Source organism: Cupriavidus sp. 05L411, from assembly GCF_056398045.1.
The window spans coordinates 14,949-40,604 of sequence record NZ_JBFTOQ010000028.1 but is presented as its reverse complement, the minus strand read 5'-3'; the positions used below and the strand labels follow the sequence as shown (position 1 = coordinate 40,604).

The 25,656-nt window shown below is 62.1% G+C and carries 21 protein-coding genes and 1 pseudogene; 18 read left to right on the top strand and 4 right to left on the bottom strand.

Translation table 11 applies throughout. The features are described 5' to 3' along the window. Positions 1–4 precede the first annotated feature (4 nt). Together AC1DQR_RS27480 and AC1DQR_RS27475 are read left to right on the top strand one after the other, a co-directional pair. Positions 5–940, top strand: coding sequence for an amidohydrolase family protein (locus AC1DQR_RS27480; protein WP_477134106.1), 936 nt, complete (start codon positions 5–7; stop codon positions 938–940). Beyond that, positions 937–1,344 (top strand): thioesterase family protein, encoded by a 408-nt coding sequence (locus AC1DQR_RS27475; RefSeq protein WP_477134105.1) that lies wholly within the window; start codon positions 937–939, stop codon positions 1,342–1,344. The genes AC1DQR_RS27480 and AC1DQR_RS27475 overlap by 4 nt, the downstream gene beginning before the upstream one ends. Before the next feature lie 28 nt (positions 1,345–1,372). Here AC1DQR_RS27475 and AC1DQR_RS27470 read toward each other — a convergent pair whose 3' ends face one another. Then, positions 1,373–2,296 (bottom strand): transcriptional regulator GcvA, encoded by a 924-nt coding sequence (locus AC1DQR_RS27470; protein ID WP_477134104.1) that lies wholly within the window; start codon positions 2,294–2,296, stop codon positions 1,373–1,375. Positions 2,297–3,602: 1,306 nt separating this feature from the next. Between AC1DQR_RS27470 and AC1DQR_RS27465 the strand changes: the two are divergent. Beyond that, positions 3,603–3,897, top strand: a pseudogene (locus AC1DQR_RS27465) (DUF4172 domain-containing protein); the annotation flags it as partial. A gap of 192 nt (positions 3,898–4,089) precedes the next feature. On the opposite strand, the gene AC1DQR_RS27460 reads toward AC1DQR_RS27465, so the two are convergent. After that, the gene (locus AC1DQR_RS27460; RefSeq protein ID WP_477134158.1) at positions 4,090–4,323 is read right to left on the bottom strand and encodes a hypothetical protein; all 234 of its coding nucleotides are present in this window, start codon (positions 4,321–4,323) and stop codon (positions 4,090–4,092) included. Between the two features lie 78 nt (positions 4,324–4,401). Here AC1DQR_RS27460 and AC1DQR_RS27455 point away from each other — a divergent pair, with 78 nt between their 5' ends. The 7 genes from AC1DQR_RS27455 (at position 4,402) to AC1DQR_RS27425 (ending at position 11,033) form a co-directional block, all read left to right on the top strand. After that, the gene (locus AC1DQR_RS27455; protein WP_477134103.1) at positions 4,402–5,133 is read left to right on the top strand and encodes a hypothetical protein; all 732 of its coding nucleotides are present in this window, start codon (positions 4,402–4,404) and stop codon (positions 5,131–5,133) included. Positions 5,134–5,430: 297 nt separating this feature from the next. Beyond that, positions 5,431–6,780: a short-chain fatty acid transporter gene (locus tag AC1DQR_RS27450; RefSeq protein ID WP_477134102.1), complete on the top strand. Its 1,350-nt coding sequence runs from the start codon at positions 5,431–5,433 to the stop codon at positions 6,778–6,780. Between the two features lie 65 nt (positions 6,781–6,845). Next, a complete protein-coding gene (locus AC1DQR_RS27445) occupies positions 6,846–7,142 on the top strand; it encodes a YciI family protein (protein ID WP_183035488.1) in 297 nt (98 codons plus the stop codon). Positions 7,143–7,224: 82 nt separating this feature from the next. Continuing rightward, positions 7,225–8,271, top strand: a complete 1,047-nt coding sequence (locus AC1DQR_RS27440) for a cyclase family protein (protein ID WP_477134101.1) — start codon at positions 7,225–7,227, stop codon at positions 8,269–8,271. 56 nt (positions 8,272–8,327) lie between these two features. Further along, entirely contained in the window at positions 8,328–8,612 is a 285-nt protein-coding gene (catC, locus tag AC1DQR_RS27435) for a muconolactone Delta-isomerase (protein ID WP_006157429.1), read from the top strand. A 62-nt stretch (positions 8,613–8,674) separates the two neighbouring features. Beyond that, positions 8,675–9,454, top strand: a complete 780-nt coding sequence (gene pcaD / locus AC1DQR_RS27430; RefSeq protein WP_477134100.1) for a 3-oxoadipate enol-lactonase — start codon at positions 8,675–8,677, stop codon at positions 9,452–9,454. 454 nt (positions 9,455–9,908) lie between these two features. Next, positions 9,909–11,033: a Fic family protein gene (locus AC1DQR_RS27425; protein WP_477134099.1), complete on the top strand. Its 1,125-nt coding sequence runs from the start codon at positions 9,909–9,911 to the stop codon at positions 11,031–11,033. 489 nt (positions 11,034–11,522) lie between these two features. Here AC1DQR_RS27425 and AC1DQR_RS27420 read toward each other — a convergent pair whose 3' ends face one another. Further along, the gene (locus tag AC1DQR_RS27420) at positions 11,523–11,897 is read right to left on the bottom strand and encodes a hypothetical protein (RefSeq protein WP_045237334.1); all 375 of its coding nucleotides are present in this window, start codon (positions 11,895–11,897) and stop codon (positions 11,523–11,525) included. A 387-nt stretch (positions 11,898–12,284) separates the two neighbouring features. Here AC1DQR_RS27420 and AC1DQR_RS27415 point away from each other — a divergent pair, with 387 nt between their 5' ends. Both AC1DQR_RS27415 and AC1DQR_RS27410 read left to right on the top strand, forming a co-directional pair. Further along, entirely contained in the window at positions 12,285–12,608 is a 324-nt protein-coding gene (locus AC1DQR_RS27415) for an H-NS histone family protein (protein ID WP_416046761.1), read from the top strand. 1,042 nt (positions 12,609–13,650) lie between these two features. Continuing rightward, the gene (locus AC1DQR_RS27410) at positions 13,651–14,973 is read left to right on the top strand and encodes an NAD(P)/FAD-dependent oxidoreductase (protein ID WP_477134098.1); all 1,323 of its coding nucleotides are present in this window, start codon (positions 13,651–13,653) and stop codon (positions 14,971–14,973) included. Positions 14,974–15,392: 419 nt separating this feature from the next. On the opposite strand, the gene AC1DQR_RS27405 is transcribed toward AC1DQR_RS27410, so the two are convergent. Next, positions 15,393–16,013: a TetR/AcrR family transcriptional regulator gene (locus tag AC1DQR_RS27405; RefSeq protein ID WP_477134097.1), complete on the bottom strand. Its 621-nt coding sequence runs from the start codon at positions 16,011–16,013 to the stop codon at positions 15,393–15,395. 344 nt (positions 16,014–16,357) lie between these two features. Here AC1DQR_RS27405 and AC1DQR_RS27400 point away from each other — a divergent pair, with 344 nt between their 5' ends. From AC1DQR_RS27400 to AC1DQR_RS27375, 6 genes are all read left to right on the top strand, one after another. Beyond that, entirely contained in the window at positions 16,358–17,779 is a 1,422-nt protein-coding gene (locus AC1DQR_RS27400) for an MFS transporter (RefSeq protein ID WP_267601920.1), read from the top strand. Continuing rightward, positions 17,736–20,030 (top strand): beta-glucosidase, encoded by a 2,295-nt coding sequence (locus AC1DQR_RS27395; RefSeq protein ID WP_477134096.1) that lies wholly within the window; start codon positions 17,736–17,738, stop codon positions 20,028–20,030. Before AC1DQR_RS27400 ends, AC1DQR_RS27395 begins: the two co-directional genes overlap by 44 nt. A gap of 196 nt (positions 20,031–20,226) precedes the next feature. After that, positions 20,227–20,991 carry a class II aldolase/adducin family protein gene (locus AC1DQR_RS27390; protein ID WP_477134095.1) on the top strand — a complete coding sequence of 255 codons (765 nt, stop codon included), beginning with the start codon at positions 20,227–20,229 and terminating at the stop codon, positions 20,989–20,991. 129 nt (positions 20,992–21,120) lie between these two features. Further along, positions 21,121–22,317, top strand: a complete 1,197-nt coding sequence (locus AC1DQR_RS27385) for a porin (RefSeq protein ID WP_477134094.1) — start codon at positions 21,121–21,123, stop codon at positions 22,315–22,317. A gap of 136 nt (positions 22,318–22,453) precedes the next feature. Further along, positions 22,454–23,659, top strand: a complete 1,206-nt coding sequence (locus AC1DQR_RS27380; RefSeq protein WP_477134154.1) for a formylglycine-generating enzyme family protein — start codon at positions 22,454–22,456, stop codon at positions 23,657–23,659. A gap of 26 nt (positions 23,660–23,685) precedes the next feature. Then, positions 23,686–25,551: a sulfatase family protein gene (locus AC1DQR_RS27375; protein ID WP_477134093.1), complete on the top strand. Its 1,866-nt coding sequence runs from the start codon at positions 23,686–23,688 to the stop codon at positions 25,549–25,551. Positions 25,552–25,656: the final 105 nt, after the last annotated feature.

Below are 25,656 nucleotides of genomic sequence, written 5' to 3'. Positions count from 1 at the left end.
CGCGATGCCCGATTTCACATTCGATCAGCCGTTTATCGATGCGCATCATCACTTCTGGGACTTGCAAGCTAATTCTTATCCGTGGCTGCAGGGTGAAGAAGTCAGCGGGTTCCGCTACGGCGACTACTCCGCCCTGAAACGCAACTACTTGCCGGTGGATTTCGAGCGCGACACGCACGGCTTCGCGCCCGCGCAGACCGTGCATGTGGAAGCGGAATGGGCTCGCGCCAATCCGGTGGACGAGACCGCGTGGCTCACCGCACTGGCGGAGCGCGCGGGCCGTCCCTCTGCGCTGGTCGCGCACGCGCAGCTGGACCGTGGCGACGTGGCGGAGATCCTGGCGGCGCAAGCCGCCTTTCCGATGGTACGCGGGATCCGGCAGAAGCCGGTGACCAGCGCCACCCGCGAGGGCGCTGCGCGCGGCTTGAAGGGATCGATGGACGACGAGCGCTGGCGGCAGGGCTATGCCTTGCTGGCGCGCCACGGCCTGTCCTACGACCTGCAGGCGCCATGGTGGAACCTGGACCAGGCTGCGGCGCTGGCACGGGATTTTCCCGCTACGCAGATTATCCTCAACCATACGGGCTTGCCGTCGGACCGTAGCGAAGTGGGGCTGAGAGGCTGGCGCGATGCCATGGCGGTGCTCGCGGCGCAGCCCAATGTGGCGGTGAAGATCTCGGGGCTCGGGCTGCCGGGCTGCGCCTGGGAGGCGACGGATAACGTGCCGGTGATCCGCGATGCCATCGCGCTCTTCGGGACCGAGCGCTGCCTGTTCGCGAGCAACTACCCGGTGGACAGCCTGGTGGCCAGCTACGCGACGATCCTCGCCGGCTTCATCGAAGCCATCGACATCTATCCGCCAAACGATCAGCGCAAGCTGCTGCACGATAACGCGGCGCGCATCTACCGGCTTGCCGGTATTCCTGAGGAATCAAGATGAAAGACAGCCTGAAAACCGGTGCAGCGGCGACGCGCTCCCTGACCGTCGACCGCCCACGCACCATTGACTTCCTGGGCGAGACGCTGCGCATCTACGCCACGCCGGAGCTGATCCGCGATATCGAGCAGACCTGCCTGGACTTCCTGCAAGACCACGCGGACGCGGGCGAGAGCTCGGTCGGCACCGAGGTATCGATCCGGCACAGTGGTGCGACGCTGCTTGGCGGCGAGGTCCGGATCAACGCGGAGGTCACTGCCATCGAGGGCCGCAGCGTCACGTTCCGCGTGGCGGCCAGCGATGGCATTGAAGAGATCTGCACCGGCACGCACAGCCGCTTCATGGTGAACGTGGACAAGCTACGTACGCGGGTGCAAGCCAAGGCGGCGCGGGGACGCACCGGCTGAACCGCCGGCGCGGCGGGCTCAGGCAGGTTCAAGCGTGTTCGAGGTTGTCGCCTGCGGCGACCTCGGCACGCAGCCAGTTGACGAAGGTGGTCACGCGCGGATCGCTCAGACGTTCTTCCGGGAACACCACGAAGTAAGAAAATTCCACCGGCAGGTGGATCTGCTCGAACAATCGCACCAGCCGCCCTTGCCGCAGGTCTTCCTCGACCCAGTTCTTCTTGACCAGCGCCACGCCGAGGCCGCTGGTGGCGGCATTGATCACCAGGTGGCTCGGCCAGAACGACGGCCCGCGCGATGCGTCCACATCGGTCACGCCCGCATGGCTGAGCCACATGGACCAGTCCGGATTGCTCACATCGGTATAGGTGCTGTCGTCATGCAGCAAGGTGTGGTGCTTCAGGTCGCCCGGTTCCTTGAGCGGGCGGGGCCCGGCCAGCAGCGCGGGGCTGCACACGGGAATCACCTCGACCGACAAGCATAGCTCGGAATGCAGGCCTGGATAGTTGCCGCGGCCGTAACGGATGGCCAAGTCGAAATCGTCGCGGTCGAAGTTGATAGCGTGGTTGGAGGTGGAGACCTTGAGGTCGACCGCGGGGTAGTCCTTCATGAAGCGGTCCATGCGCGGGATCAGCCATTTCACGGCAAAGGTCGGCGGCATGTTGACCTTCAGTGCCGGCAGGTCCTTGCTGTGCAGGCGCTGCGTCGCGTCGGCCAACTGCTTGAACGCCTGCTGCACGCTCGGTAGGTATGCCATGCCGGCTGGTGTCAGCACGAGCGACTTGGCCTCGCGTAGGAACAACTGCACGCCAAGGCTTTCTTCCAGCGTCTTGATCTGGTGGCTGACGGCGGACGGCGTGACGTAGAGCTCGTCAGCCGCCCGCGTGAAGCTGAGATGCCGGGCCGCAACCTCGAAAGCTCGTAGAGGATTCAGAGGGGGCATTTGTCGCGACATGCGGGTCTTTCCAACGGAAACCAAAAGCAAGGGATCGAAAAAGCTGGCCTGGACGGCAATGCACCAAAACCAGGGTATGGCCCGGACCGAGGGGCGACACCAAGTTTGCCAGACTAGCAGTTAGCGCTTTCAGATGGAATAGGGATGAGCCCCGAGGGGGCAAGGCGAGAGGAAAGGGACGGAAGCATGGCCTGCGGGTCGCGCCCCGGGACGCTAGTCGCCGATGTCAAGCGTATCCCACCGGCTGCCGTGTCGTCCGCGTCATGAAAACGCAGCAGTATGAGCGCGGTGGGTGATCACACAGCGAGGTTCTCTTGGGCTCCATATTCGACTTGCCGGCCAAGTTGGCTGAGTTCAATGGGATCTCCTTTCTGCCGGACTCATAATCCGGTTCGACGGCCATCACGCTATGTTCAGAAGCTGCAGCGCCTCTCCTTTGGTGTCGGCTCGCACGGTCGTCATGCAGTTCTCCATTCGCATTCGTTCGCACAGGCAGATCGTCTGCCTGCTTCCGTCACCTATCGGCGCCGATCTTGCAGAGCATCATGGCAGGGGTATCGGTCATTGCTTGCAGGCACTGGTACCTATCTTGAAAGGGGTTGCAACGATGGTATGTGCGGGGAATCTGGCGCTGGCATGCCGGTGTGAGGATGCACGAGAGCGTGCCGAATATCCTTTGTGAGGGTCCTCTTGGCTATTAAAATGCAATTAATCGCCTGGATTTCCTCTCCAACCTTAAACCGGGGTTTGGCGGCACCGACCATTTGGCAGGTGAGCGACGTGGCGTGAGGGGCGGCCGGAAGGGCCTTCAGCGAGAGCGTGACATGTCCAATCCGCTGACGCGCCTGCGTGGCTTCGTGCCGCGCATCGCGCTCGCTGTGCAAATAGGCTGGTGGACCGAAGCGCCCTCCCATCTCAAGTGGCGAACATTGTCCTATCCGTCCGCCGTCCCAGCAAAACTGAACCGCGCTTGCCGGGCGTCGGGGAAACGGATTCCTTCACGACATGAAGATCTGTTGGGAGTGCCGGCGCCTGAGTCCAATGGAACCGCATCTTGCTTCATGTGGGCCTTTTTTCCGCGGTGGCGCCGATCCGGTGCCGTACCGATCACGCACGCGCTGGGCATGTGCCTGGATCGTGCCCGTACTAGGTGACCGTCCCGCTCGCCTTCCTGCAGTGAATATCAGGGCTATCACCGTACTATATGCAGTGAATAACTTGCGTCTGCGGAGAAAGCAGCTCATAAGCTCCGCATGGAAAGCGGAGATTGGACATCTGGTAGGCCAATGACTGGCCAAGCTGACACTTGGCGGCCCTGGCAGGGTCGATGGCCGAGGTTAGTCGCGCCCAAGCATTGCTGATGGGGCGCTTATCTGATGTCGGCATGGCGCTGCGCGATCAGGCGAGTTTCGCGGTCGCTCACGGAGGACGTGGTCAAGACCAGTGAGATCGAGGGCGAACAGCTCGGTGTCGCATCCGTGTGTTCGTCCATCGCCCGCCGCTTGGGCGTGGACATCGGCGCACTGGCCACAGTCTATCGTCACGTCGAAGGCGTGGTTGAAATGGTGCTCGACGCGGCCACCAATTGCCATGCACCGGTTCCTTGCATCCATTTGACGACGACAACGGCCATATACCCCGTACGATCGTGGCGCGTGCCGATAGCAGCCCACAGCGTTTCCACAGCCTGTCAGCTCAGATCCACGCGAACACCTCACTTTTGCGGAAACTATTGCTTACATTCGAGCTGCAATGCAGTGCGTATTCTTACTCTAAATGGAGGTCAAAATAAATCAGGAAGACTTATGAAATCCATTCTTGTGATGCTTGCCGCTTCTGTAGCGCTGCTCGGCGGCTGCGTTGTGGCGCCGTACGGTGATGAGCACCGCGGCGGCGGTTACTACGGCGGAGAACCCCACGGGGAGCATGATAAGGACCATGGCGATCGCGATCACGGCGATCGGCGGAACTACGGTGGGGATCGCGATGGGCGACACGATCAGTACTAAATTTCGAGCTGTGGTCACGCACGGTCCTTTTTGTTGAGCGAGTCGGCCACGCCGGCGCACTTCGTCTTGTACTTAGGCGGCTTTGGCAAGTGCTGCATGTCGGCCATCGGGTGTGCCAGCACGTCCATCTGCGCACACGGCCACATGCGGTCGGTGTCGCGCGCGCGGATTTTCGACGCCTCGTCCAACGTGTATTTGCCTCCCTCGTTGAGTCGCGTGATATCGCCGCTGTGGTCCTTGCCTCACCACATCACGCGGTTGCGGACGAACTGGTGGAACATCGGCACTGCGGGCGACGGTTCACTGCCCGTAGCAGACAGCACGCCCTGGGGCCAGTGGGTTGTGCAGCCGGCGGCGTACCAATCGCCGCCTGTCTTCGTGGCGGCCGGTTGCCTGCAGAAGGGGCATGGATTCGGCTTCTCGGCGCCCTTGGATATGGCTGGGTCCATTGGCGGTTGCGGCGTCGACGCACCTCCGAACGGCGTTGATAGTAAGTTTCCCTTGGCCTCGGAATGCTGCGCGGATGCGTCGCTGCGATTCTGTCAACGATTCACCGTTGGGATCGGCTACCAAGGCGCGGAAGGACGCAACGAAACGCTCCGCATTGCGTTTGTGCTCTTGCGCAATCAGGAACCGCTCGGTATCTGCGCCTCAGCCGCCAGCATCTTCCACGATCTGGCTCAGGGCGCGCTTGTCCTTGCCGGGCTGCGCTGTGGCCAAGAGGGCGTGGGCCTTTCCTTTCATCCATCCATGGCGTCGTGGCGGGCGCGGGTGACGCGGTCGTATGGAAACGCGTTCGTCGACCTCTGTAATCTGGGCAGAACTTGAACTCAACAGTCTATTCATACATAGACATAGCCTCATGAATCCCGCGATCCATTTCATCGAGGCTGCGGGCGTGTTTCGGCTAACGAGACAATGCTCCTCTCCGACCGGGTCTCGTTGGACTCGCAATGTCGCGCTGCACAAATTTCGTATATTTTCGTAAATCGCAATAATTCGCTGTTTTGTTGACTTGACGCCACAAACCTAAGCGTCTAGGATGCGCGCAACCGCCACATAGGTTCGCATATAGAACTAATGTTCGATATACGATGAGTTTGGCTACATTTAGGGGACAGTGAAGTGAACAAGATTGCCGGGTTCTTTACAGAACTGATGCGCCGGTATTTGCCGGATCCGTTTGTTTTCGCCATCGGGCTGACGCTGCTGACGATGGTTATGGCGATGCTAGTGCAAGGCCAGGCCGCGCCCGCCGTGATAGTTAGCTGGGGCAAGGGCTTCTGGAATCTGCTCGCGTTCACTACGCAGATGGCGGTGATCTTGGCCATGGGCTACGTGCTGGCCACCGCGCCACTGACCGACCGCCTGCTCGACCGGATCGTCGGCAAGGTCAACACGCCGCACGGCGCCATCATCGTCGCCACCCTGGTGGGTGGCATCGGCAGCTACCTGAACTGGGGCTTCGGTCTGGTCATCGGCGGCATCATCGCCAAGAAACTGGCCCGCCGCGTCAAGGGTGTGCACTACCCGCTGATCATCGCCTCGGCCTATAGCGGCTTCACGATGTATGGCCTCGGCCTGTCGGCCAGCATCCCGGTGCTGATCTCCACCAAGGGGCACCCAATGGAAAAGCTGATGGGCGTGATCCCCTTGTCGGAAACCATCTTTTCCACGCCGATGCTGCTAACCAGCCTGGCGGTCATCGTCACGCTGCCGCTGCTCAATGCCTGGCTGCACCCACGCGACGCCAAGGACGTGGTCGAGTTGGACACGCGCGCCGAGGACAAGGCCGAGGCTGCCGCTGCCGCTGCCGTCTCGCACAGCATCGGCGGCGACGGCACACTGGCTTGGCGCATGAACAACAGCCGGTTGCTGAGCCTCGTGATTGGCGTGTGCGGGCTCGCGTACGCCGTGCTGTACTTCACGCAGGGGGGCACACTGGACCTGAACCTGATCAACTTTCTGATCCTGTTCATCGGCGTGCTGCTGCTGGGCACGCCCGTCAAGTACGTGGCGAAGCTCAATGAGGGCATCAAGACGATCTCCGGCATCATCCTGCAATACCCGTTCTACGCCGGCATCATGGCGATCATGGCGGGCTCGGGCCTGGTCGATACCATATCGCGCGTGTTCGTCGATATCGCCACGCCGCAGACGCTGCCGTTCTGGGGCCTGGTCAGCTCGTTTGTGATCAACTTCTTCGCGCCGTCGGGCGGTGGTCACTGGGTGATCCAAGGTCCGTTCATGATCGACGCCGCCAAGGCGATCGGTAGCTCCGTGAGCCAGACCTCGATGTCGGTGATGCTTGGCAACGCCTGGAACGATCTTGTGCAGCCGTTCTGGATTCTGCCCGCGCTGGCGCTGTCCAAGCTCAGCCTGAAGGACGTGATGGGCTATACCGTCATCATGATGTTCTGGGTGGGCTTCATCTTCATTGTGTCGATGCTCTTGTGGGGCGCGCAGATCGTCTGACGACACGTCCGCTCTTTTTTTTGCCACGGCCCGCTGCCGGCGGGCCATTGACCAGGCGATGCTAGATGCCTTACTTTATCGAGACTTGGGACAAGCCGAACCACCAGACGGTCCGCCAGGCGACCCGCCAAGTCCACCTCGAGTTCCTTGAGCAACACAAGCAACTGCTGCTCGCGTGCGGTGCCAAGCTGAACGACGACGGCAGCGATGCGGGCGGCGGTGTCTATATCATTGATGTCGATACGCGTGAAGCAGCCCAATCGTTCATCGACGCCGACCCCTTCACGAAAGCCAGCCTGTTCGCCGAGGTCCGCATCACGCGCTGGCGAAAGGCCTATCTCGACGGCACCTGCTGCCTCTGAACCGCAATCAACGACAGGCCTCGGCGCCACGCGCGCGGCATGACATCATGCCGCCCCAGCCCGCTACTGGAAAACGCAAGCCATGCGATGGAAGAATCGGCCGGAAGGCTCCAACTGGGGCGACTTCGGCCATGACGACCAGCTTGGTCGCCTGAACCTGCTCACCGCCGAGCGGATCCGCGCCGCGGCGCGCGAAATCCGCACCGGCCAGCGCTTCTGCCTGTCATTGCCGCTGGACTATCCCGGCGGCAACGGTCTCAACGTCCGGCGACATCCGCCGGTACTGCGCCCCACGTACCGTGAGGATATCGCGTACGTCAACTTTCCCCTCACCAAGGTGGATCCTCGCGCGACCGACGTGCTCAGCGACGACCAAGTGTTGTTGTCGCTCCAATATTCGACCCAGTGGGATTCGCTGGCCCATGTCGGCGCCCTGTTCGACGCCGACGGCGATGGCGTGCCGGAGCGCGTCTACTACAACGGCTACCGTCCCAATGCTGACATCGTCGGACCGGTCGACTACCGCGAGGACGATGGTTTCGCTGCTCACGCTTGCGGACATGATCACAGCCGCGCCAATGCGCTGGGCATCGAGACCCTGGCCGAGCACAGCATCCAGGGCCGTGGCGTGTTGGTTGACCTGGCCGAGTATTTCGGGCGGGAGTTCCGGACGATTGGCTACGATGACCTGATGCGCTTGATGGAGGCCCACCAGGTCGATGTCGAATCAGGCGACATTCTGGTACTGCGCACCGGCTTTGCCGAGATGGTGCTGGAAATGCAGCGCGAACCCGACCCTCATCGCTTGCACAACAGTTGCGCCGCGCTAGATGGCCGCGACGAACGGCTGCTGCAATGGATCACCGACTCCGGCATCGCCGCCATCGCGGCCGATAACTACGCCGTCGAACGATTCCCGGCGCGCGAGGCGGCCGGCGCTGCGCCGGCGTTGCCGCTGCACCACCATTGCCTGTTCAAGCTGGGATTGCCGCTTGGCGAACTCTGGTACCTGCGCGAGTTGGCGACGTGGCTGCGCAGCCACCGCCGCACGCGATTTTTCCTCACCGCGCCGCCGCTGCGGTTGCCGGGCGCAATGGGTTCGCCCGTCACGCCCGTCGCCACTGTCTAGGCGTTAGGCACCGGTCACCCCAATATCCCCAATACCGCTAGCAAAAGGAGACCTCTATGTTGTTCATGGCCGAAATGACCGTCCGCATTCCGCACGATCTCGATCCGCAAGTCGCCGAGAAACTGAAGGCGAACGAAAAAGCGCTGTCGCAGCAGTTGCAGCGGGAAGGCAAGTGGCGCCATCTGTGGCGTGTGGCTGGAAAGTACGCCAACGTCAGCATCTTCGATGTGCGCGACAACGACGAGTTGCATACGCTGCTGACGTCGCTGCCGCTGTATCCGTACATGGAGATCAGCGTCACGGCGCTGGCCCAGCACGGCTCGGCCATTGCCCAGAACTAAGACTGCCGTTCCGTCAATCCGGCGCGCGCCTTGTCCGTCGCGCCCTTAACCTGCTATCGTTCATGCCCTTTGCTGAATTTTCCGGCGTGCGCCTGCACTACCGCCTCGACGGGGACGACACGCTTCCCGTTCTCGTTCTGGCCAATTCGCTTGGCACCAACCTCGACATGTGGAATCCGCAGATCGAGGCCTTCGCTAAACACTTCCGCGTGCTGCGCTACGACACGCGCGGCCATGGCCAGTCGTCCGTCACGCCTGGTCCGTACACGATCCCGCAGCTCGGCGAAGATGTGATCGCATTGCTCGACGCATTGAAGATCGATCGCGCGCATTTCTGCGGCCTCTCGATGGGCGGTATCACGGGCATGTGGCTTGCGTTGAACCATGCCGGCCGATTCGACAAGGTTGTGCTGTGCAACACGGCTGCCTATATTGGCCCACCGGAAAACTGGACGAATCGCGCAGCCGCGGTGGAACGCGACGGTGTGGGTTCGATCGCCGACGCCGTGGTCGACAAATGGCTGACGCCGGGCTATGCCGCGGGCCAGCCCGCGTTGGTGCAATTGCTGCAAGCCATGTTGTCCGCCACCGATGCCGCCGGCTACGCCGCCAACTGTCGCGCGGTGCGGGACTCGGATCTGCGCGATACCGTGGCGGGCATTACCCGCCCGACGCTGGTGATCGCCGGCTCCGGCGACATCCCCACGCCGCCGCGCGACGGCCAGTATTTGGCGCAGACGATTCCGGGCGCACGTTATGCCGAACTGGACGCAGCGCACCTTTCGAACCTCGAACAGGTCGAACGGTTCACGGACACCGTGCTGGAATTCTTGCAGAATTGAGCTGTTCTGGCTGGAATGCTAGGGAGGCACCTCCCAGCGGAGGACTGCGGAGTGAGAGCCGAACGGGGGGCTTTCGCATCAGGGGGACGCCCACTTCATCCACGCTATGCGAGATGTACCGTTCTGAATGGCCAGGATTTACACAATTTCAAGCATTGGTATCCGCCTGAAAGTCGAATCGATGGATTTGTGGCTGCAACTCCTGCGTTATAGAAGGCGGCCTCGATTTGGCCATTGGGCGGCCAGAAGGGTATTCAGCGTGAGCGAGACGCCCGCCCAATCCGCCGGTACGGCATCAGATTGGTGCCACTGTGGAAACGGCCCACGCAAAGCTGGGTTCCCGTGCTAGATGACCGTTCCGCTTTGCCTTCCTGCGGTGAATACCAGGGTCTATCACCGTATTATGTGCGGTGAATAACTTGCGGCTGCGGAGAACGTGGCTCATAATCTCCGCATGGAAAGCGGAGATTGTGCATATATCTGGCAGGCCAGTGAGTGGCCGAGCTGGCACTACGATCTGGCGGCCCTGGCAAGGCCAATGGCCGAGGTTAGTCGCGCCCAAGGACTACTGATGGGGCGCTTGGCTGATGTCGGCATGGCTCTACGCGATCAGGCAAGTCTCGCGGCGCTCACCGAGGACGTGGTCAAGACCAGCGAGATCGAGGGCGAACAGCTCAGCGTCGCATCCGTGCGTTCGTCCATCGCCCGTCGCCTGGGTGTGGATATTGGCGCACTGGCCCCTGTCGATCGTCACGTCGAAGGCGTGGTTGAAATGGTGCTCGACGCGACCGCCAATTGCCATGCACCGGTCACTCGGGAGCGATTGTTTGGCTGGCATGCCGCACTGTTCCCCACCGGCTGCTCTGGCCTTGCGCGGATCAAGGTCGGTGGCTGGCGTGACGACACCAGCGGTCCGATGCAGGTGGTGTCCGGCCCCATCGGCCGGCAACGTGTGCATTTCGAAGCGCCGCCAGCCAATCACCTGGAAGCTGAAACAAGCCGATTTCTCGACTGGGTCAATGGTGCATCGAACGATCCTCCTCTGCTCAAGGCAGGCCTCGGCCATTTGTGGCTCGTCACCTTGCATCCGTTTGACGACGGCAACGGCCGTATAGCCCGGACGATCGGCGACCTGTTGCTGGCGCGTGCCGATGGTAGCCCACAGCGTTTCTACAGCCTGTCGGCGCAGATCCAGCGGGAGCGCAAGGCCTACTACGATATCCTGGAGCGGACCCAGAAGCGGTCGATGGATGTCACCGAGTGGCTGGCCTGGTTCCTCGATACGCTGCATCGCGCCCTCGATCAGGCGCAGAACACCCTTGATGCTGTGCTGGTCAAGGCGCGGTTCTGGCAGCGCTGGGCGACCACGCCACTGAACGAGCGGCAAGTGAAGCTGCTCAACCGACTGCTCGATGGCTTCGAAGGCAAGCTCACCAGCTCCAAGTGGGCGGCGATCGCCAAATGCTCCCCGGACACCGCGCTGCGTGACATCACTGATCTGCTCGCACGTGGCGTCTTGCGGAAATCGGATGCAGGCGGGCGCAGTACCAGCTATGAGTTGGACGACCTATCCGAGTAGGCACCCCGCCGACCGATCTAGTAGCGAGCGCGCTCATGCCGCGGCAAACGAGCCGGTGAGCGGTGACTACAAGCGAATGTCGAGGGCAATGTGGATAATGTGCTTTCCGAACGACTGTTGCGCCAGCATCGTCCCGCCCATGCGCTGTTCCAAGTTGACCGCGGGAATCCGTAGAGTGCTGTGCGGAGGCCGGGTAGTTGAGTACTGTCTTGTCGAATGTCTAGTGCTTCGCATAAGGCGCTTCGTAACGTGCGCGTTGGGAACGCACCGGTGCAACATTGACCGCTTGGGACACCCGTCCTTGAGTTGAGCGCACGTCGTCTGCTTGCCTGCACTCGAAGTAGCAGCATAACGAAATCAGAGGCCTCAAGGTTATGGCCTGACCACGGTTACACGGCACATTGCACTTTTTTGGGGCGGCTTGTACGCCCAGGCTTTTTCTGCACTAAGGTGTCAAGTCCGGTGGCAGGGTGCCAGGGGGAAACGTATTTAATCTTCCCATACCGCCTCCACTTCCCGCATCAAACGCCCGGCAAGGATATAGTCACCCAGTTTGGACGCCTTCGCCTCCAAGCTCTCCAGCGCGGCTGTCGGCAGTTCGCTCAACTCAAACTGGCAATAGAGGTTTCGCTGCCGGAAGGTCGCTTTTGGCCGCATTAGGCCGGCAACCAATGCCGTTGGAGATTTGACTGCGACGTTCTCTTGCCCGCGATATTCCACGCGTATCCCTGCCTTCTGGCCGAGCCGACCAAGTTCAATCGCATCTTGCCAGCCAGCCTCATAGTCCAGTTCCACCACCGTCACGCCTTCTGTCCCAAGGAGTCTTAGTGCCTCCCCTTTGGTGCCAGCTCGAGCTGTCGCCATTTACTTCTCCACTCACATTCTCGGCGCACAGGCCCTGCGCCCTCACAGTATTGTAGCCGCCGGGGGAGCCATCGAGCCCGATGGCCCTCCCGGAGATTGACAGGTGGGGGCACTGCAGAATGCGGGGGCGGACTTGGTGGCACAAGGAGAGGGGAGCCGCGATTTCGTCGCTCTTCTGAAACACCCTTCATTCAGCTAGTTGGATGTTCGCCTGGCCAGATTCTCCCAGTGCCACGGTCACAGCGAGGCCCTTGTTGGCTGCTTGTTCTGAATTCACTCGCCAGAATTCTGGCTTAATATTGGCCGGTGGAATACAAGCAAGGAGTTGATGAAAGTTCGGTGTTGTGTTGTAGGATATCGAACTGATCTTAATTGATGGAGACCGACATGGCTACCTACAAACAATTGCTGGCAGAAAAAGAAAAGCTCGAAACCCAGCTCGCTGAGGTTCGTCAAAGCGAGGTCGCTGGAGTTATCGCGAAGATCCAGGGTTTGATGGCGGAGTACGAACTAACCGTTGAGGACTTGGCTCCGAAACGACGCCGTGGGCGCCCAGCAGCTAGCGATCAGGCTAAGGCTCCGGCAAAAGAGAAAACCTCGCTGCCGCCAAAGTACATGGACCCGAAGACCGGCGCCACTTGGACCGGACGTGGTCGTGCACCGGCGTGGCTGGGGAAGAATCGCGACAAATTTCTGATTCCAGAGGCGTGAGCACGAATACCGGAATCCGTTTGCCGAGTTGAAATTCCTTGGCTTGAGGAGTTGCTGCCAAAGCTGTTTCTTGGCGTCAGCGACGCGGCAATATCCCCGCACGTCTAGGTTTGCCCGCTCACTAGTTGCGTTTCTTTCACATCGCGGCATTAGTGAAGCGGGTAGTCTTTTTTGCGCGTACTGAGCAATATAAAGAGATGGATTTTTTGCGGTCCGTCCTCGCCACGCTAGTGACTCCCGGGTCAGACAAGGCGTCCCCAGGAAGGCTCGTAGCCGGAGAGCTGATCAAGCGCGGCACGCGCACCAACATCAAGGCATCGACGCAGTAACGCTGGTTTCCCTCGGGGGATTTAACGGGAAGCCGGTAGAAAAAGGGGTGTAGGCGGCAGGGTTGGCGCCCACACCCTCGAGGAATGGCAACACGGGGTCAGTCAAGTCGCCGTTGGCAAGTATGTTGCATTGCAGCAGTTTCGGTATCCCGCAAATGGAGGGATTGTCCGAGGGGAAAAATAGTCCCCCCGACAAATGGCTGGGGAGGCTGGGCAGGGCCGCTCGATGATAAGAGGGCCTACCGCTTGCTGTGCCCAGCAATCGCTTGACCTTGTCCAATTGGGACGCTGGTGCGACCAGCGTACTTGCTAGTCATAGAATCCCATCCGCGCCTACGATCGGGTCAAAAATGCTCAGGGCAAGTGGGGCGCTGTGCATGAGGATGGTGGCGTCCGAGAAGCTTCCAGCTGTGCGCGCCTGGCCTGTCAGCGCTCTTCTACGTTTCCGGTGTGCTCAGCGTACCGGTCAATGTCGTCATTGGGGTGCTCTGGATTGGCCTGAAGGCACTTCCCGGGCCGCTGTGAGTGGTGGCACAGGCGTCGGCCAGGGTGCTGATTTTGCAGATCGAAAAAGGCCTGACATCCCAGGGCGCATAGGAGAATAGGACCAGACGGCCGTGACCGGCCAACCCTGATTCCCCCTGCTAATCGCCATGCCAGGCTCACTATGTGTATAGAATGGCGGCTGCTCTTCCCGGGCAGCCAACTTATCAATGCAAGCCATACACAAACGACCGGCCATCGACGGTGATCTCGGCTGGTATGAATCGTTACCTTCCCGTCATTCCCGTCTCGGCGCGCGCCTCAAGGGGGAACAGCATTTCGATGTCGCCATCGTAGGGGCCGGCTTCACCGGCCTCTCGCTGGCACGCCGGCTGGCGGAGATCCGCCCGCAGGCAAGGATCGCCCTCATCGATGCACTCGATATCGGCCAGGGCACTTCGGGCCGAAACGCCGGCTTTCTGATCGATGTTCCGCACAACGTGGATGGTGGACAGCCGAACGTCGAATACCAGCGCCAGCTGTTCGCGCTGAACAATTTCGCCATTAGCCAGTTGCGCGGCCTGAAAGAACGATACCGCATAGATTGCGGTTGGCACGACGCGGGGAAATACATGTCGGCGCACGAGGAAGGCAACCTTGCCAGGCTCGAGTGCTTTGCCGATTCCCTGAAGGCCGCTGGCTTTGAATATGAAGTTGTGGAAGGACAGGTACTCTCCCGGCGGCTCGGCACCGGCTATTACAAGGCGGCGGTCTATACGCCCGGTAACGTGCTGGTAAATCCTGCGGCCTTGGTTCGCGGTCTCGCTGCGACGCTGCCGGACTCAGTTACGCTATTCACGGCGAGCCCGGTAGTGGCATGCGACTACGGGCCCGTCCATACCCTAAGGTTCCTGGGCGGCACCTTGCGTGCTGACATGCTGGCGCTAACCGTCGGCAGTTTCAGCGGAGCATTTGGCCGCGTCGGGGACCGGCTGGCTTCACTCTTCACCTATGCGAGCCTGACCGAACCGTTATCCGACAGCGAAGTCGCAGCCCATTTCAGCGGGGTACGGCCCTGGGGAACCACATCGGCGCACCCGGCCGGCACCACCGTCCGCTACACGCCTGACGGGCGCATCTTTGTGCGCAACACGTTTCACCTTCTGCCTTCGCTGCGTAGCAGCGACACCGGCCTGCAGGCCGCATGGGCGAAGCACCGCCGGTCATTCGAGGCGCGCTTTCCCACCATTGCCGGAAAGCACTTCGAATACACGTGGGGCGGGCTCATCAGCATGACGCTCAACCATCACTCCGTGTTCCGCAAAGATGGAGACAACTTCTTCAGCACTGTGGGCTGCAACGGTGTTGGCGTCGTCAAGGGCACGTATCTCGGCCACTTCATGGGCGACTACATGAACGGCCTGCGGAGCAGGGAGCTTGACTTCATCATGGCAAACAGCCATCCAAGCTGGATGCCGCCCGAACCTTTCAAGCGCATCGGTGCATCGCTTCGCCTCAGGAGTGAAGTAGCAGGCGCGGGCGGGGATATCTAAGGGGGCTTGAGGGATCGGGCCTTCTTCAGACAGGCGGGTTAAACAGTTAGCCGAGGAAGTTAACAGCCCCCTTCGGGGTCTTTTTGAAATGGTCTCTAAGTTAGTTGTGCGCTCGGGCGTCTTCTCGTCCTCGCTCCCTTACAGCGACAGAGCCCAATAGCGCTCAACCGCCTGGCGCGGCGGAGTACCGGCGTACCAAGCACGCAAGGCGGCCAACGAGGCCGCGTCGGGCATGTCTGGAGATGTGGGCGAGGCTGGCATCGGGAAGCCATCCGGCCGGGCATTGGTGGGAAGGCTCCCCCCGCGCTAGAGCCGCGCTGGCTTCGCTAGCGGTGCGCTTGCGCGGACCGTCACGGTGCTAACGTTAGGAAAGCCATCTCTGTGTGCGATTGCCCGCCCAAGGGATGTGGCGCGGAGCGCTACCGGAAGATGAACGCCAATACGGCCTCGCAATGGGCCTCGATCGCGTTCTCACGCATCGCATGGATTCCATGCGCGTACTTCATTTCTGCAGTGAGCAGATAGGGAACTTGGGCGATAGCAGTGACCATATACAGTAGCATCACGGGATCGATCTGCTCGAGCCCCTCGGTCAGCATGCGAACATCCTGGATCAGGGGGACGGTCAGGTCATGGCGCGGCCGGATGAATGCTTCTGCCATCCACTTCAAGCGTTCGGAGTCTCGGTTCGCTTCCTGCATCATCAGGCGGGCGTGTTCCGGGTGGCGCGCGCAATAGCGGACATAGTTGCGGATGTACTCCTTCGTTGCTTCCGGGGAGTATCCCTGTGCGCCACGAAGTGGTGGCGCGATTTCTTGCGCGAACCGGTCGAACAAATAGGTCACGCTTTCGCGCCAGAGGCTCTCCTTGCCGCCGAAGTAGTAACGAATCATGGCGTGATTGACACCCGCCATTTCCGCGATCTCGCGCAGACTCACCGCGTCGAACCCACGCGTCGAGAACTGCTCCAGTGCAATGCCAAGTATCTCGGCGCGAGTCTTTTCACTTCGTCCTTGCTGTGCCTGCCTGACAACCCGCATCTCCAATTTCCTCAGTAGGGTGCCCCGAATGGTCTGATCACGCCGGCGAAGCTGCATCGTGAACGCGTCGTGGGAGCGTTCACGTGCAACGCTATCTGCGACCTCCTGACAACGCCTTGGCATCCTTAGCCGCTGACCGCGTCCGCCGGTTCAGGGATTGTACTGAGACGGGAGCGCCGCGTCGTCCTTGACGCCCACATAGTGCGCTTGGTAAATTATCCACATGGTGAGTTTTTGGGGCCGAACGTGATCGAGAGGTGGCCTTGACGACCATTCGGCCGGTCCGATTGCGTTGAGCGCAATGCGGCGTTCGCGAACATTTTCGTGTTGGTGGAGCTAGTTCGATGACAGCAGCAAATCTGGACGCCGTCGGGTCGCAAACGGCGTCAGCGCCTTCGGCGCTCATTCAGGAACAGGATGGAAGGCTTCCGCTGCGGACCAAAATTGGCTTCGGCATCGGTGATTTCGCCTTCAACCTGTACTGGCAGGCGACCACGATGTATCTCCTGTACTACTACACCGACGTCGTCGGGCTCTCTCCCGCCACCGCCGGCTGGATATTCGGAGGGGCCATGTTGTGGGATGCCCTCTGCGACCCGGTGGCTGGCTACATCGCCAACCGCACGCGCACCCGCTGGGGCCGCTATCGGCCTTACCTGCTGTTCGGCTGCGTGCCACTTGCCGCCAGCTTTGTCGCGATGTTTTTTCCCACCGGGGCAATGGGAACCGGCCTGCTGGCCTTCGTAATGGGGACGCACATGCTGTTCAGGACCACCTATACCGTGCTGTCGATGCCCTATAACGCGCTGATGGCAACCCTGACGAACGACAGTCGGGAGCGGGGAAGTCTTGCAGCCTACCGGATGGTCTGTGCAAGCACCGCCGGCCTCGTCGTGGCGCTGTCCACACTGAAGTTGGTGCACATCTTCGGCCCGGCGGACGAGAAGCAGGGCTTCCTGGTGGTGATGACCCTCTATGCCGTGGTCTCGCTTCCGGTGTTCCTTCTCACGTTCTTTTCCACCCGGGAACGGGTCCAGCCCGATGCGCATGCTCCTTCGGTGCGGGACGCGCTGGCCGTCGTGCTGCGCAATCGTGCCTTCCTGCTGGTTTGCGGCATGGGGGTGGCGCTGTCTGCCGCGGGCACGTTCCTGTCCAAGACACTTCCCTATGTGCTGAAGTACGCATTGCACAGGGAGGATCTGATCGGGTTAGCGCTCGGGGTCGTCGCGCTCCAGGTGTTCATCGCGATCCCGTTCTGGGCATGGGTCATGCGGCGCACCTCGAAGCGGCTGGTCGCTCTGACCGGCGGCTGCCTGGGCATCGGCACCTATGCCCTCCTGGGCGGGCTGGGCACGCCGAGCGTCAGCGTCTTCCTGCTCCTGCTCGGCGTGATCGGCTTCGCCAGCGCCGCAACTTTGCTCGCGATGTGGGCCATGATTCCCGATACCGTGGAGTACGGCGAATGGCGCACCGGCATCCGTGGCGAAGGAACGATCTTCGGCGTGATTGCCTTCGCGCAGAAAGGAGCGCTAGCCATCGCGGTCGGCGGTGTCGGCCACTCGCTCGGCGCGGTCGGGTTCATTGCGAACCAAGCTCAGGCGCAAGCGGCGATCGATGGGATGTGGGCGATGCTGTGGCAGGGGCCCATGGTGCTGCTAGCCATCGGCGTACTGTTCGCCTTCTTCTACCCGATCTCGCCCGGCGCACACCGCGGAATCCTGAGTGATCTGCGCCAACGCCGGACGGCCTCCGGCACATCCATCTGATTTCACCGTTGCCGGCGCGTTCCAGGCCGCAACCCCTCCGTCGCCACCGACGCAGCAACTGCAAGCAAGGTTACACCTGATGCCTGACCGTCTCCACTCCACCATGGATTCCCTACCGCCTGTCCTGTCAGCAGATTCGCGCGCCGCCACGCATGAGGATCCCGACCAGCGCGCCCGCGACACCGAAGCGCGCATGACGGATGATGAGCGGTTCTCAATGCTATATAGCCTGATGGTGCGAGTATTCGGCAGGTCCACGCGCGAGCCACGCGTGCCGCCCGAGCTACCTGTCATCGCTGGCTATACGCGCGGCGTGCCGCGTCTCGACATCCCGGCGCTGAGGCTGGCGGACGCCAGCCTCGGGCTGCGCCACACGGGCGGCCCGGATGACGTTGCCACCGCCTTTCCCGCTGGCCTCGCATTTGGCGCGAGCTTCAATCCGGAGCTGGTCCGAGTGGTCGGCAGTCTCATCGGCAAGGAAGCACGTGCGCGCGATTTCAACGTCGCGCTGGGCGGCGGCATCAATCTGGTGCGCGACGTGCGAAATGGCAGGAACTTCGAGTACATCTCCGAGGACCCTCTGCTTTCCGGCCTGATGGGAGCAGCGATGGTCTGCGGTACGCAGGAGCAGGGTGTGATCGCCGTGCTCAAGCATGTCTCGCTCAATGCCACCGAAACGAACAAGTTCTTCCTGGACGCCATCATTGATCCTGCCGCGCATCGGGAGAGCGATCTACTGGCCTTTCAGATCGCCATCGAAAAGAGCGAGCCCGGTGCGCTGATGGGGGCCTACAACCTCATCAATGGCGTGTACGCCTGCGGCAGCCGCACCATCCTGCAGGAGACGGTAAAGGACGCGATGGGCTTCAAGGGCTGGGTAATGTCAGACTGGCTGGCTGTCTACGGGTGGGAATTCGCCTTGCATGGTCTCGATCAGCACTCGGGCGCGCAGCTGGACGCGCAGGAGTGGTTCACCGGGCCGCTCCGGCAAGCCTATGCGAAAGGCAAGGTGCCAAAGGCGCGCATCAGCGAGATGGTACGGCGCATGCTTCGCTCCTACTATGCGGTCGGCATCGACCGGCACTCTCCTGCCGCGCCGGTCGACTTCACCGCGCACCACGCCGTGGCCCTGGAAGCGGCCCGTCAAGGCATCGTGCTCCTGAAAAACGAGGCGCAGGCGCTGCCGCTGGCGCCGGGCAAACAGCGCATCGCCGTTATCGGAGGTTATGCGCAGACCGGCGTGCTGTCCGGCGACGGCTCGAGCCAGGTCATGCCGCCGGGCGGGTACGCCGCACAAGTGCCATCGAGCAGCCATCCCTTGCTGGGACCCACCACCCTGCGCTTGTTCGGGCCCTCACCATTGTCGGAACTGCGCAAGCGATTGCCGAATACGCTGGTCGAGTTCGACAGCGGGGCCCATATCGCCGGCGCGCTCGCTTTGGCGCAGCGAGCCGACGTGGTGATCGTGCATGCCATCCGCCACGAGGGGGAGCGCTTCGACAGCCCGGACATGACGCTGCCATTCGGCCAGGATGCCTTGATTGATGCCCTTGCCAGCGCTCACCCCAACGTTATCGTGGTTCTGCAGACCGGCAATCCCGTGGCGATGCCCTGGCACGGCAAGGTACGCGCCATCGTGCAGGCCTGGTTTCCCGGCCAGGCTGGGGCGCAGGCCATTGCCGAAATGCTGGCGGGTGAAGTCAATCCGTCCGGCCGCCTGCCTGTCACGTTCCCCGCCAGCCTCGAGCAGACACCGCATCCGGCATTGCCCGGGGCCGAAGTCGAACTGGGCACCCCCATCCAGGTCCGCTACCACGAGGGCGCCGAAGTCGGCTACCGCTGGTTCGCCAAGACGGACCAGCGACCTCTCTTCAGCTTCGGCCATGGCCTGAGCTACACCAGCTTCGCCTACGCTGACCTACAGGTTAGCGTGGACGAGACCGTCACCGCGAGCTTCACCGTGACCAATACGGGGACGCGCACGGGCGCCGATGTCCCGCAGGTGTACCTGACCGAAGCGGCCGGCGAATGTCGCACGCGCCTGCTCGGATTCCAGCGTGTCAGCCTCCGGCCCGGCGAGTCGTGCCGCGTCAGCGTGCGCGCCGATCCGCGCCTGCTCGCGCGCTTTCAGGCTGCGCAGGCGTGCTGGCGCATCGACCCCGGCCGGTACCGCCTGGCACTCGGGCATTCCGCAGGGGAGCTTGTCTTGCACGCGGATGCCAGTCTGAAAGGCCAAGACTTCGGACGCTGAAGCGTGCATTGCCAGCGATGGGGCGCATGGCCCGGCATGGCGTGCTGCCTTGAGCAAGCGTTCCGAGTGACAGCGCCCCCCGAGTATGGCGCCACGGGTTCCTCCGTCGTGGGGGGGAGGGGCTCGCGTTCCCGGCGGACCCGCTGCTCCCCGACCCCAAGATTGCTTCGTCCTGATTTCTGATAGGAGACAAACCATGACATCTACCCCTTGCGCAAGCATTCAGGAGTGCATTAGTCCCGAGGAATGGCAGTTGCGCGTCGACCTCGCCGCTTGCTATCGGCTGGTTGCGCGGCACGGCTGGTCCGACCTGGTCTTCACCCACATCAGCGCACGCGTGCCTGGGCAGGAAGACCACTTCCTGATCAATCCCTATGGGCTGATGTTCGAGGAGATCACGGCTTCGAATCTGCTGAAGATCGACGCCCGTTGCAACAAGGTCCTCGAATCGCCCTACCCGGTCAACCCGGCGGGCTTTGTCATTCATAGCGCCGTGCATGAAGCGCGCGAGGATGCCCGATGCGTGCTGCACACCCACACGCGCTGCGGCGTGGCCGTGAGCGCGCAGAAGGCCGGCCTGCTGCCGCTCAGCCAGCAGTCCACCTTCATCCTCGGTTCGCTTGGCTACCACGACTACGAAGGCGTCGCCATGCACGAGGCCGAGAAGCCGCGCCTGCAGACGGACTTGGGTCACGCCAACCACCTGATTCTGCGTAACCACGGACTGCTGACGGTCGGCGGGACGGTGGCCGACGCATTCATGAGTATGTACGTCCTGGAATCCGCATGCCAGATTCAGATCGCTGCGCAGACAGGGGGCGAACTGACATATGTATCCGCAGATATTGTCAGGGACGTATCGAATGCGATCCGAGTCCAGACCGGCGGGCTCGGTTCCGCCTTTGTCTGGCCTGCGCTCCTTCGCATGCTGGATCGGAGCGACGCGGGATATCGAAGCTAGCTGAGCTGCTTGTGCGGCGAGTTGCGTGCCGGAATCCGAAGTGAAGGGAAGACTACGCCCTGCACGACTCGAAGTATGGGTCCCGCGGTTGCATAAGGACGATAAACAAGAAGAAGATGGAGGAGAATTGTGAAAGGAAAGATCTACTTTGCGAGTGGTGCCGCGTTGACGCTCGCTATCGGCAGCACGGGCATGGCCTATGCCCAATCGAGCGTGACAATATATGGCGTCATCGACGTGCCGGTCGAGTATGTCAACCACCAGGCGCAGATTGCGCCAGTGATCAACCCTGTCACTGGGGCTGTAACCCGACAGCCCGGGGGCAACAAGTTCTCCCTGGAAACGGCCGGCGGCATGTCGGGCTCACGTTGGGGGATACGTGGCGTAGAAGATTTGGGTACAGGCCTCAAGGCGTTGTTTGTCCTCGAGAGCGGCTTTGGGGCCGACACGGGACAAGTGTCGCGAGCAGGAACCATGTTCGGAAGGCAGGCGTACGTTGGCCTGCAAAGCAATCGACTTGGCGAGATCACGCTCGGCCGGCAGAACACCAGCATGTATGAAACGCTGGGAAATTTCATGCCGGCCAAGTTCGCCCCCTTGTTCGAGCCCTCGGTTGCTTTGCTTGGCGGAACGGCCAGTGGCGGAGGGCTGGACAATGCCGTGAAGTACACCGCAGTTGCAGGGCCGCTCACGGCGAAAGCGCACTACAGCTTTGGGGCAGGACTGAGCAGATTCGGCCTGACTCCCGTTGCCGGGCAAGGCGCAGGGGAAACACCCGGGCATGCCAAGGACAATACCGCCTACGGTGCTGGCCTGATGTACCTGGGAGCAGGCCTTGGCCTCGCCGCCACCTATGATCAATGGAATCCTGCGTTCACGCCGGGAAGCACTGGCACGTCAAAGAAGCTGGCTCTGGCCGCAAGCTATGAGCTGGGCCGGACAAAGTGGATGGCCGGCTATCGCTGGGGACAAAACAAGGACGCTACGGGCCGCACCTTGGTGCGTGACGATTTCTGGTGGGCCGGCGTCAATTTCAGCGCCACGCCTGCCGTGACACTGACGTTGGGTTACTACTACGACGATCGCAAGACGTTGAAGACCAACTCCGCACAGCCTGATGTCAATCCGGTGAACCCGTGGCAATTGAACTTCATCGCCGACTACGCGCTTTCTAAACGTACCGACATATATCTGACAGTTGGCTACGCGAGGAATTCCGGACTGAACCTTGATTCCCCGGCAATCGGGTTCGCAAACGGTGCTTTCCTTGCCGAGGGAGCGAACAGCCAGACGGGCATTGCGGCTGGCATCCGTCACAAGTTCTAATTTCGTGAAGCCGCATCATGGCCGCTATCTCGGCTGGCCAGTGGAGACTAGTATGAAGAATGCCAGAGAGCATAGCGGATTGCGTACCGCAGGGATCGCGGGTGTAGCACGCACTCCGGAAAGCGCGAAGCGGCCGTTGCGTCGTGCTTCACTCTGGATCGCGGCGATAATCGTCACGCCGGTGGCAATCGGCGTTGTCGCGATCGGTTGCGTGAGAGCGGGTGGTCATTCCGCCGTGCCTTCGGCGCATCGGATCATCGTCGGTGATGGCATCAAAGGCCCGCAGGACATGGCCTGGATTCCTGGCGGCTCCTTCCTGATGGGCAGCGACCACCAACTCGCACAGCCCAATGAGCGTCCGGCGCACAAGGTGCGCGTGCACGGATTCTGGATCGACCGGCACCACGTGACCAATGCCGAGTTCCGCGCCTTCGTGGCGGCCACCGGCTATGTCACTACCGCGGAACAGAAGCCGGATTGGGAAACGATCAAGGTGCAAGTGCCGCTGGGTACGCCGCGCCCGCCCGACAGCGCACTGGTGCCGGGCGCCATGGTCTTCGTCGGCACCGACCGGCCGGTGCCCTTGCAGGATTACTCACGCTGGTGGCGCTTTGTCGCCGGCGCGGACTGGCGCCATCCGCAGGGCCCGGGCAGTTCCATCGACGGCAAGGATGACCATCCCGTCGTGCAGGTGTCCTATGCAGACGCACAGGCCTATGCCAAGTGGGTTGGCAAGCGATTACCGACCGAGGCCGAATGGGAGCTCGCCGCGCGCGGCGGCCTGGAGCAGGCCACGTATGCCTGGGGCGACCAGTTCGCGCCTGGCGGCAGGCAGATGGCCAACGTCTGGCAGGGGCAGCAGGCGCGGCCGTTCCCGGTGGTCAGCCCCAAGGCGGGGGGCGCGCTGGGCACGAGCCCGGCCGGCACCTTCCCCGCCAACGGCTACGGGCTGTACGACATGACCGGGAATGCCTGGCAATGGGTGACCGACTGGTACCGTGCCGACCAGTTCCGGCGTGTCGCGGGCAGTGGCGGCGAAGACACCGACCCGCAAGGGCCGGCCGACAGCTGGGATCCCTCGGAGCCCGGTGTACCCGAGCGCGCGCCCAGACGCGTGATCCGGGGCGGCTCCTTCCTCTGCAACCAAGACTATTGTCTGAGTTACCGCCCGAGCGCGAGGCGCGGGGCGGATCCCTACACCGGCATGTCGCACCTGGGCTTCCGCCTGGTGATGGACGTGGATAGGTGGCAGGCGCAGCAGAAGCGCAAGCCGTCGGCCGATGCACCGGCCGACGGCGGCAGTAAAGCGGGCCTTGTGGGCAGAATGGATCGGAAGGGATAGCAACGTATCAGGGGTGAGAAAGAAGCATGAAAGTGAATGCCAGAAACAGCATGATGTCCTCGGGCGCAGCATCGACAGGTCCGCAGCGCTGGATGCGGCGCGCCGCCGCGCTGCTGCTCGCCTTGCAGGCGGGCCTGCTCCATGCGCAAGCCCATCAAGACAAGCCGAATATCCTCTGGATCACGGTCGAGGACATCACCACCTTCATCGGCGCCTATGGCGACCGCCAGGCCAGAACGCCGAACATCGACCAACTGGCCAGGGAAGGCGTGCTCTACACCCACGCCTACCAGGCCGCTGGCGTATGCGCACCAGCACGCGCCGCCATGATCACCGGGATGTACCCGACCTCGGTGGGCGCACACCACATGCGCACCCTCAGTGGAGAGCTCTCGAGCGCCGGCGACGGCGCCAAGTCGAAGCCCCCCGGCATTCCGCCGATCTATTCGGTGGTGCTGCCGGAGCCGGTCAAGGCCTTCCCGGAATACCTGCGCAAGGCGGGGTACTACACCACCAACAACCAGAAGCAGGATTACCAGTTCGAAGCGCCGGTGACTGTCTGGGACGAGAACGGTCCGGCTGCGTCCTTCCGCAACCGCCCGAAGGGCAAGCCTTTTTTCTCCGTCTTCAATTTCTTCCTGACCCACGAGTCCATGGTGGCCTTGCGCAAGGACCCGCTGCTCGCGGATCCCGCCAACGTCGCCGTGCCGCCGATCTATCCCGATACCGCGACCGTGCGCGGCGACGTCGCCCGCATGTACACAAATATCGAGCTGATGGACCGGCAGGTCGGCGAGTTGATCCGGATGCTCAAGGATGACGACCTCTACGACAACACGGTCATCTTCTTCTTCGCCGACAACGGCGGCAACCTGCCATGGATGAAGCGCGAGATCCTGGAGCGGGGTACGCACGTGCCGCTCATCGTGCGCTTTCCCGGCGCGATGCGCGCAGGCGGCCGCAGCGACGAGCTGGTGAGCGGGGTCGACCTCGCGCCGACCGTGCTGTCCCTGGCGGGCGTGCCGATTCCCGCCTATATGCAGGGCCAGTCCTTCCTGGGCGAGCAGCGGGCAGGTGCGCCGCGGCAGTACGTCTTTGCGGCGCGCGACCGCATGGATACCGAGTACGACCGGGTCCGCATGGTGCGCGACGCGCGCTACCGCTACCTGTACAACTACATGCCGGACAAGCCGTACTACCAGAACCTGAAATTCCGCCTGATGCTGCCGATGATGCGCGAGCTTCTGGCGCTCAATACCGAGGGCAAGCTCGAGCCTGCGGCCGCCGCGTGGTTCAAGACCAAGCCGGTGGAAGAACTCTACGACGCCGAACAAGATCCTTGGGAGCAGCACAACCTGGCGGATGACCCGAAGTACCGGGACAAGATCGAAGAGCTCCGGCATGCCTTCAAGGCGTGGACGGCCAAGGTCGGCGACATGGGCGGCATTCCCGAGCGAGAGATGCTGAGGCACATGTGGCAGGGCGGCAGCGAACCACCCGCGACCGCGATTCCTGAAGTGCGCAAGGAGGGCGATGGCGTGCAGATCGCCTGCGCCACGCCGGGGGCCTCCATCGGCTACTGGATCGAGCGGCCCGCTGGGCCATCCACGGGCGCCAGCCACGTGGTGCAGAGCTGGGACTACGAGCGCCTGGCCGGCGAGCTGTTCGGTAAGGGCTTTGCCAAGATCGGCGACATGCGTCCCGTCCCACCCAACTGGTCTGTCTATGGCGGCGAGACCATTCCGCTCAGGCCGGGAGAGATCCTGCATGTCAATGCGATGCGCATCGGATTCAAGCCGGCAGCGATCGACTATGCGGACGGCGCGATCGTATCGCCGGCAGGGAAGCAGGACGCGAGCCGCAACGACGCAAGATTCACCTCGAAGAGATAGGAGAAAAGACAATGCAAGAGGCTTGCATCACGATCCGGAACAGGATGACAGGGCGCGCAGGCATGGCACTGTCGGGCCCCCATGCGACGGCGCCTGGGAGCGGCG

Bases quoted from the DNA above. Each gene is read 5' to 3' on its own strand.
- AC1DQR_RS27480 (WP_477134106.1), top strand. From the start codon at position 5: ATGCCCGATTTCACATTCGATCAGCCGTTTATCGATGCGCATCATCAC.
- AC1DQR_RS27475 (WP_477134105.1), top strand. From the start codon at position 937: ATGAAAGACAGCCTGAAAACCGGTGCAGCGGCGACGCGCTCCCTGACC.
- AC1DQR_RS27470 (WP_477134104.1), bottom strand. From the start codon at position 2,296: ATGTCGCGACAAATGCCCCCTCTGAATCCTCTACGAGCTTTCGAGGTT.
- AC1DQR_RS27455 (WP_477134103.1), top strand. From the start codon at position 4,402: ATGTCGGCCATCGGGTGTGCCAGCACGTCCATCTGCGCACACGGCCAC.
- AC1DQR_RS27445 (WP_183035488.1), top strand. From the start codon at position 6,846: ATGCCTTACTTTATCGAGACTTGGGACAAGCCGAACCACCAGACGGTC.
- AC1DQR_RS27440 (WP_477134101.1), top strand. From the start codon at position 7,225: ATGCGATGGAAGAATCGGCCGGAAGGCTCCAACTGGGGCGACTTCGGC.
- catC (WP_006157429.1), top strand. From the start codon at position 8,328: ATGTTGTTCATGGCCGAAATGACCGTCCGCATTCCGCACGATCTCGAT.
- pcaD (WP_477134100.1), top strand. From the start codon at position 8,675: ATGCCCTTTGCTGAATTTTCCGGCGTGCGCCTGCACTACCGCCTCGAC.
- AC1DQR_RS27425 (WP_477134099.1), top strand. From the start codon at position 9,909: ATGGAAAGCGGAGATTGTGCATATATCTGGCAGGCCAGTGAGTGGCCG.
- AC1DQR_RS27420 (WP_045237334.1), bottom strand. From the start codon at position 11,897: ATGGCGACAGCTCGAGCTGGCACCAAAGGGGAGGCACTAAGACTCCTT.
- AC1DQR_RS27415 (WP_416046761.1), top strand. From the start codon at position 12,285: ATGGCTACCTACAAACAATTGCTGGCAGAAAAAGAAAAGCTCGAAACC.
- AC1DQR_RS27410 (WP_477134098.1), top strand. From the start codon at position 13,651: ATGCAAGCCATACACAAACGACCGGCCATCGACGGTGATCTCGGCTGG.
- AC1DQR_RS27405 (WP_477134097.1), bottom strand. From the start codon at position 16,013: ATGCGGGTTGTCAGGCAGGCACAGCAAGGACGAAGTGAAAAGACTCGC.
- AC1DQR_RS27400 (WP_267601920.1), top strand. From the start codon at position 16,358: ATGACAGCAGCAAATCTGGACGCCGTCGGGTCGCAAACGGCGTCAGCG.
- AC1DQR_RS27390 (WP_477134095.1), top strand. From the start codon at position 20,227: ATGACATCTACCCCTTGCGCAAGCATTCAGGAGTGCATTAGTCCCGAG.
- AC1DQR_RS27375 (WP_477134093.1), top strand. From the start codon at position 23,686: ATGAAAGTGAATGCCAGAAACAGCATGATGTCCTCGGGCGCAGCATCG.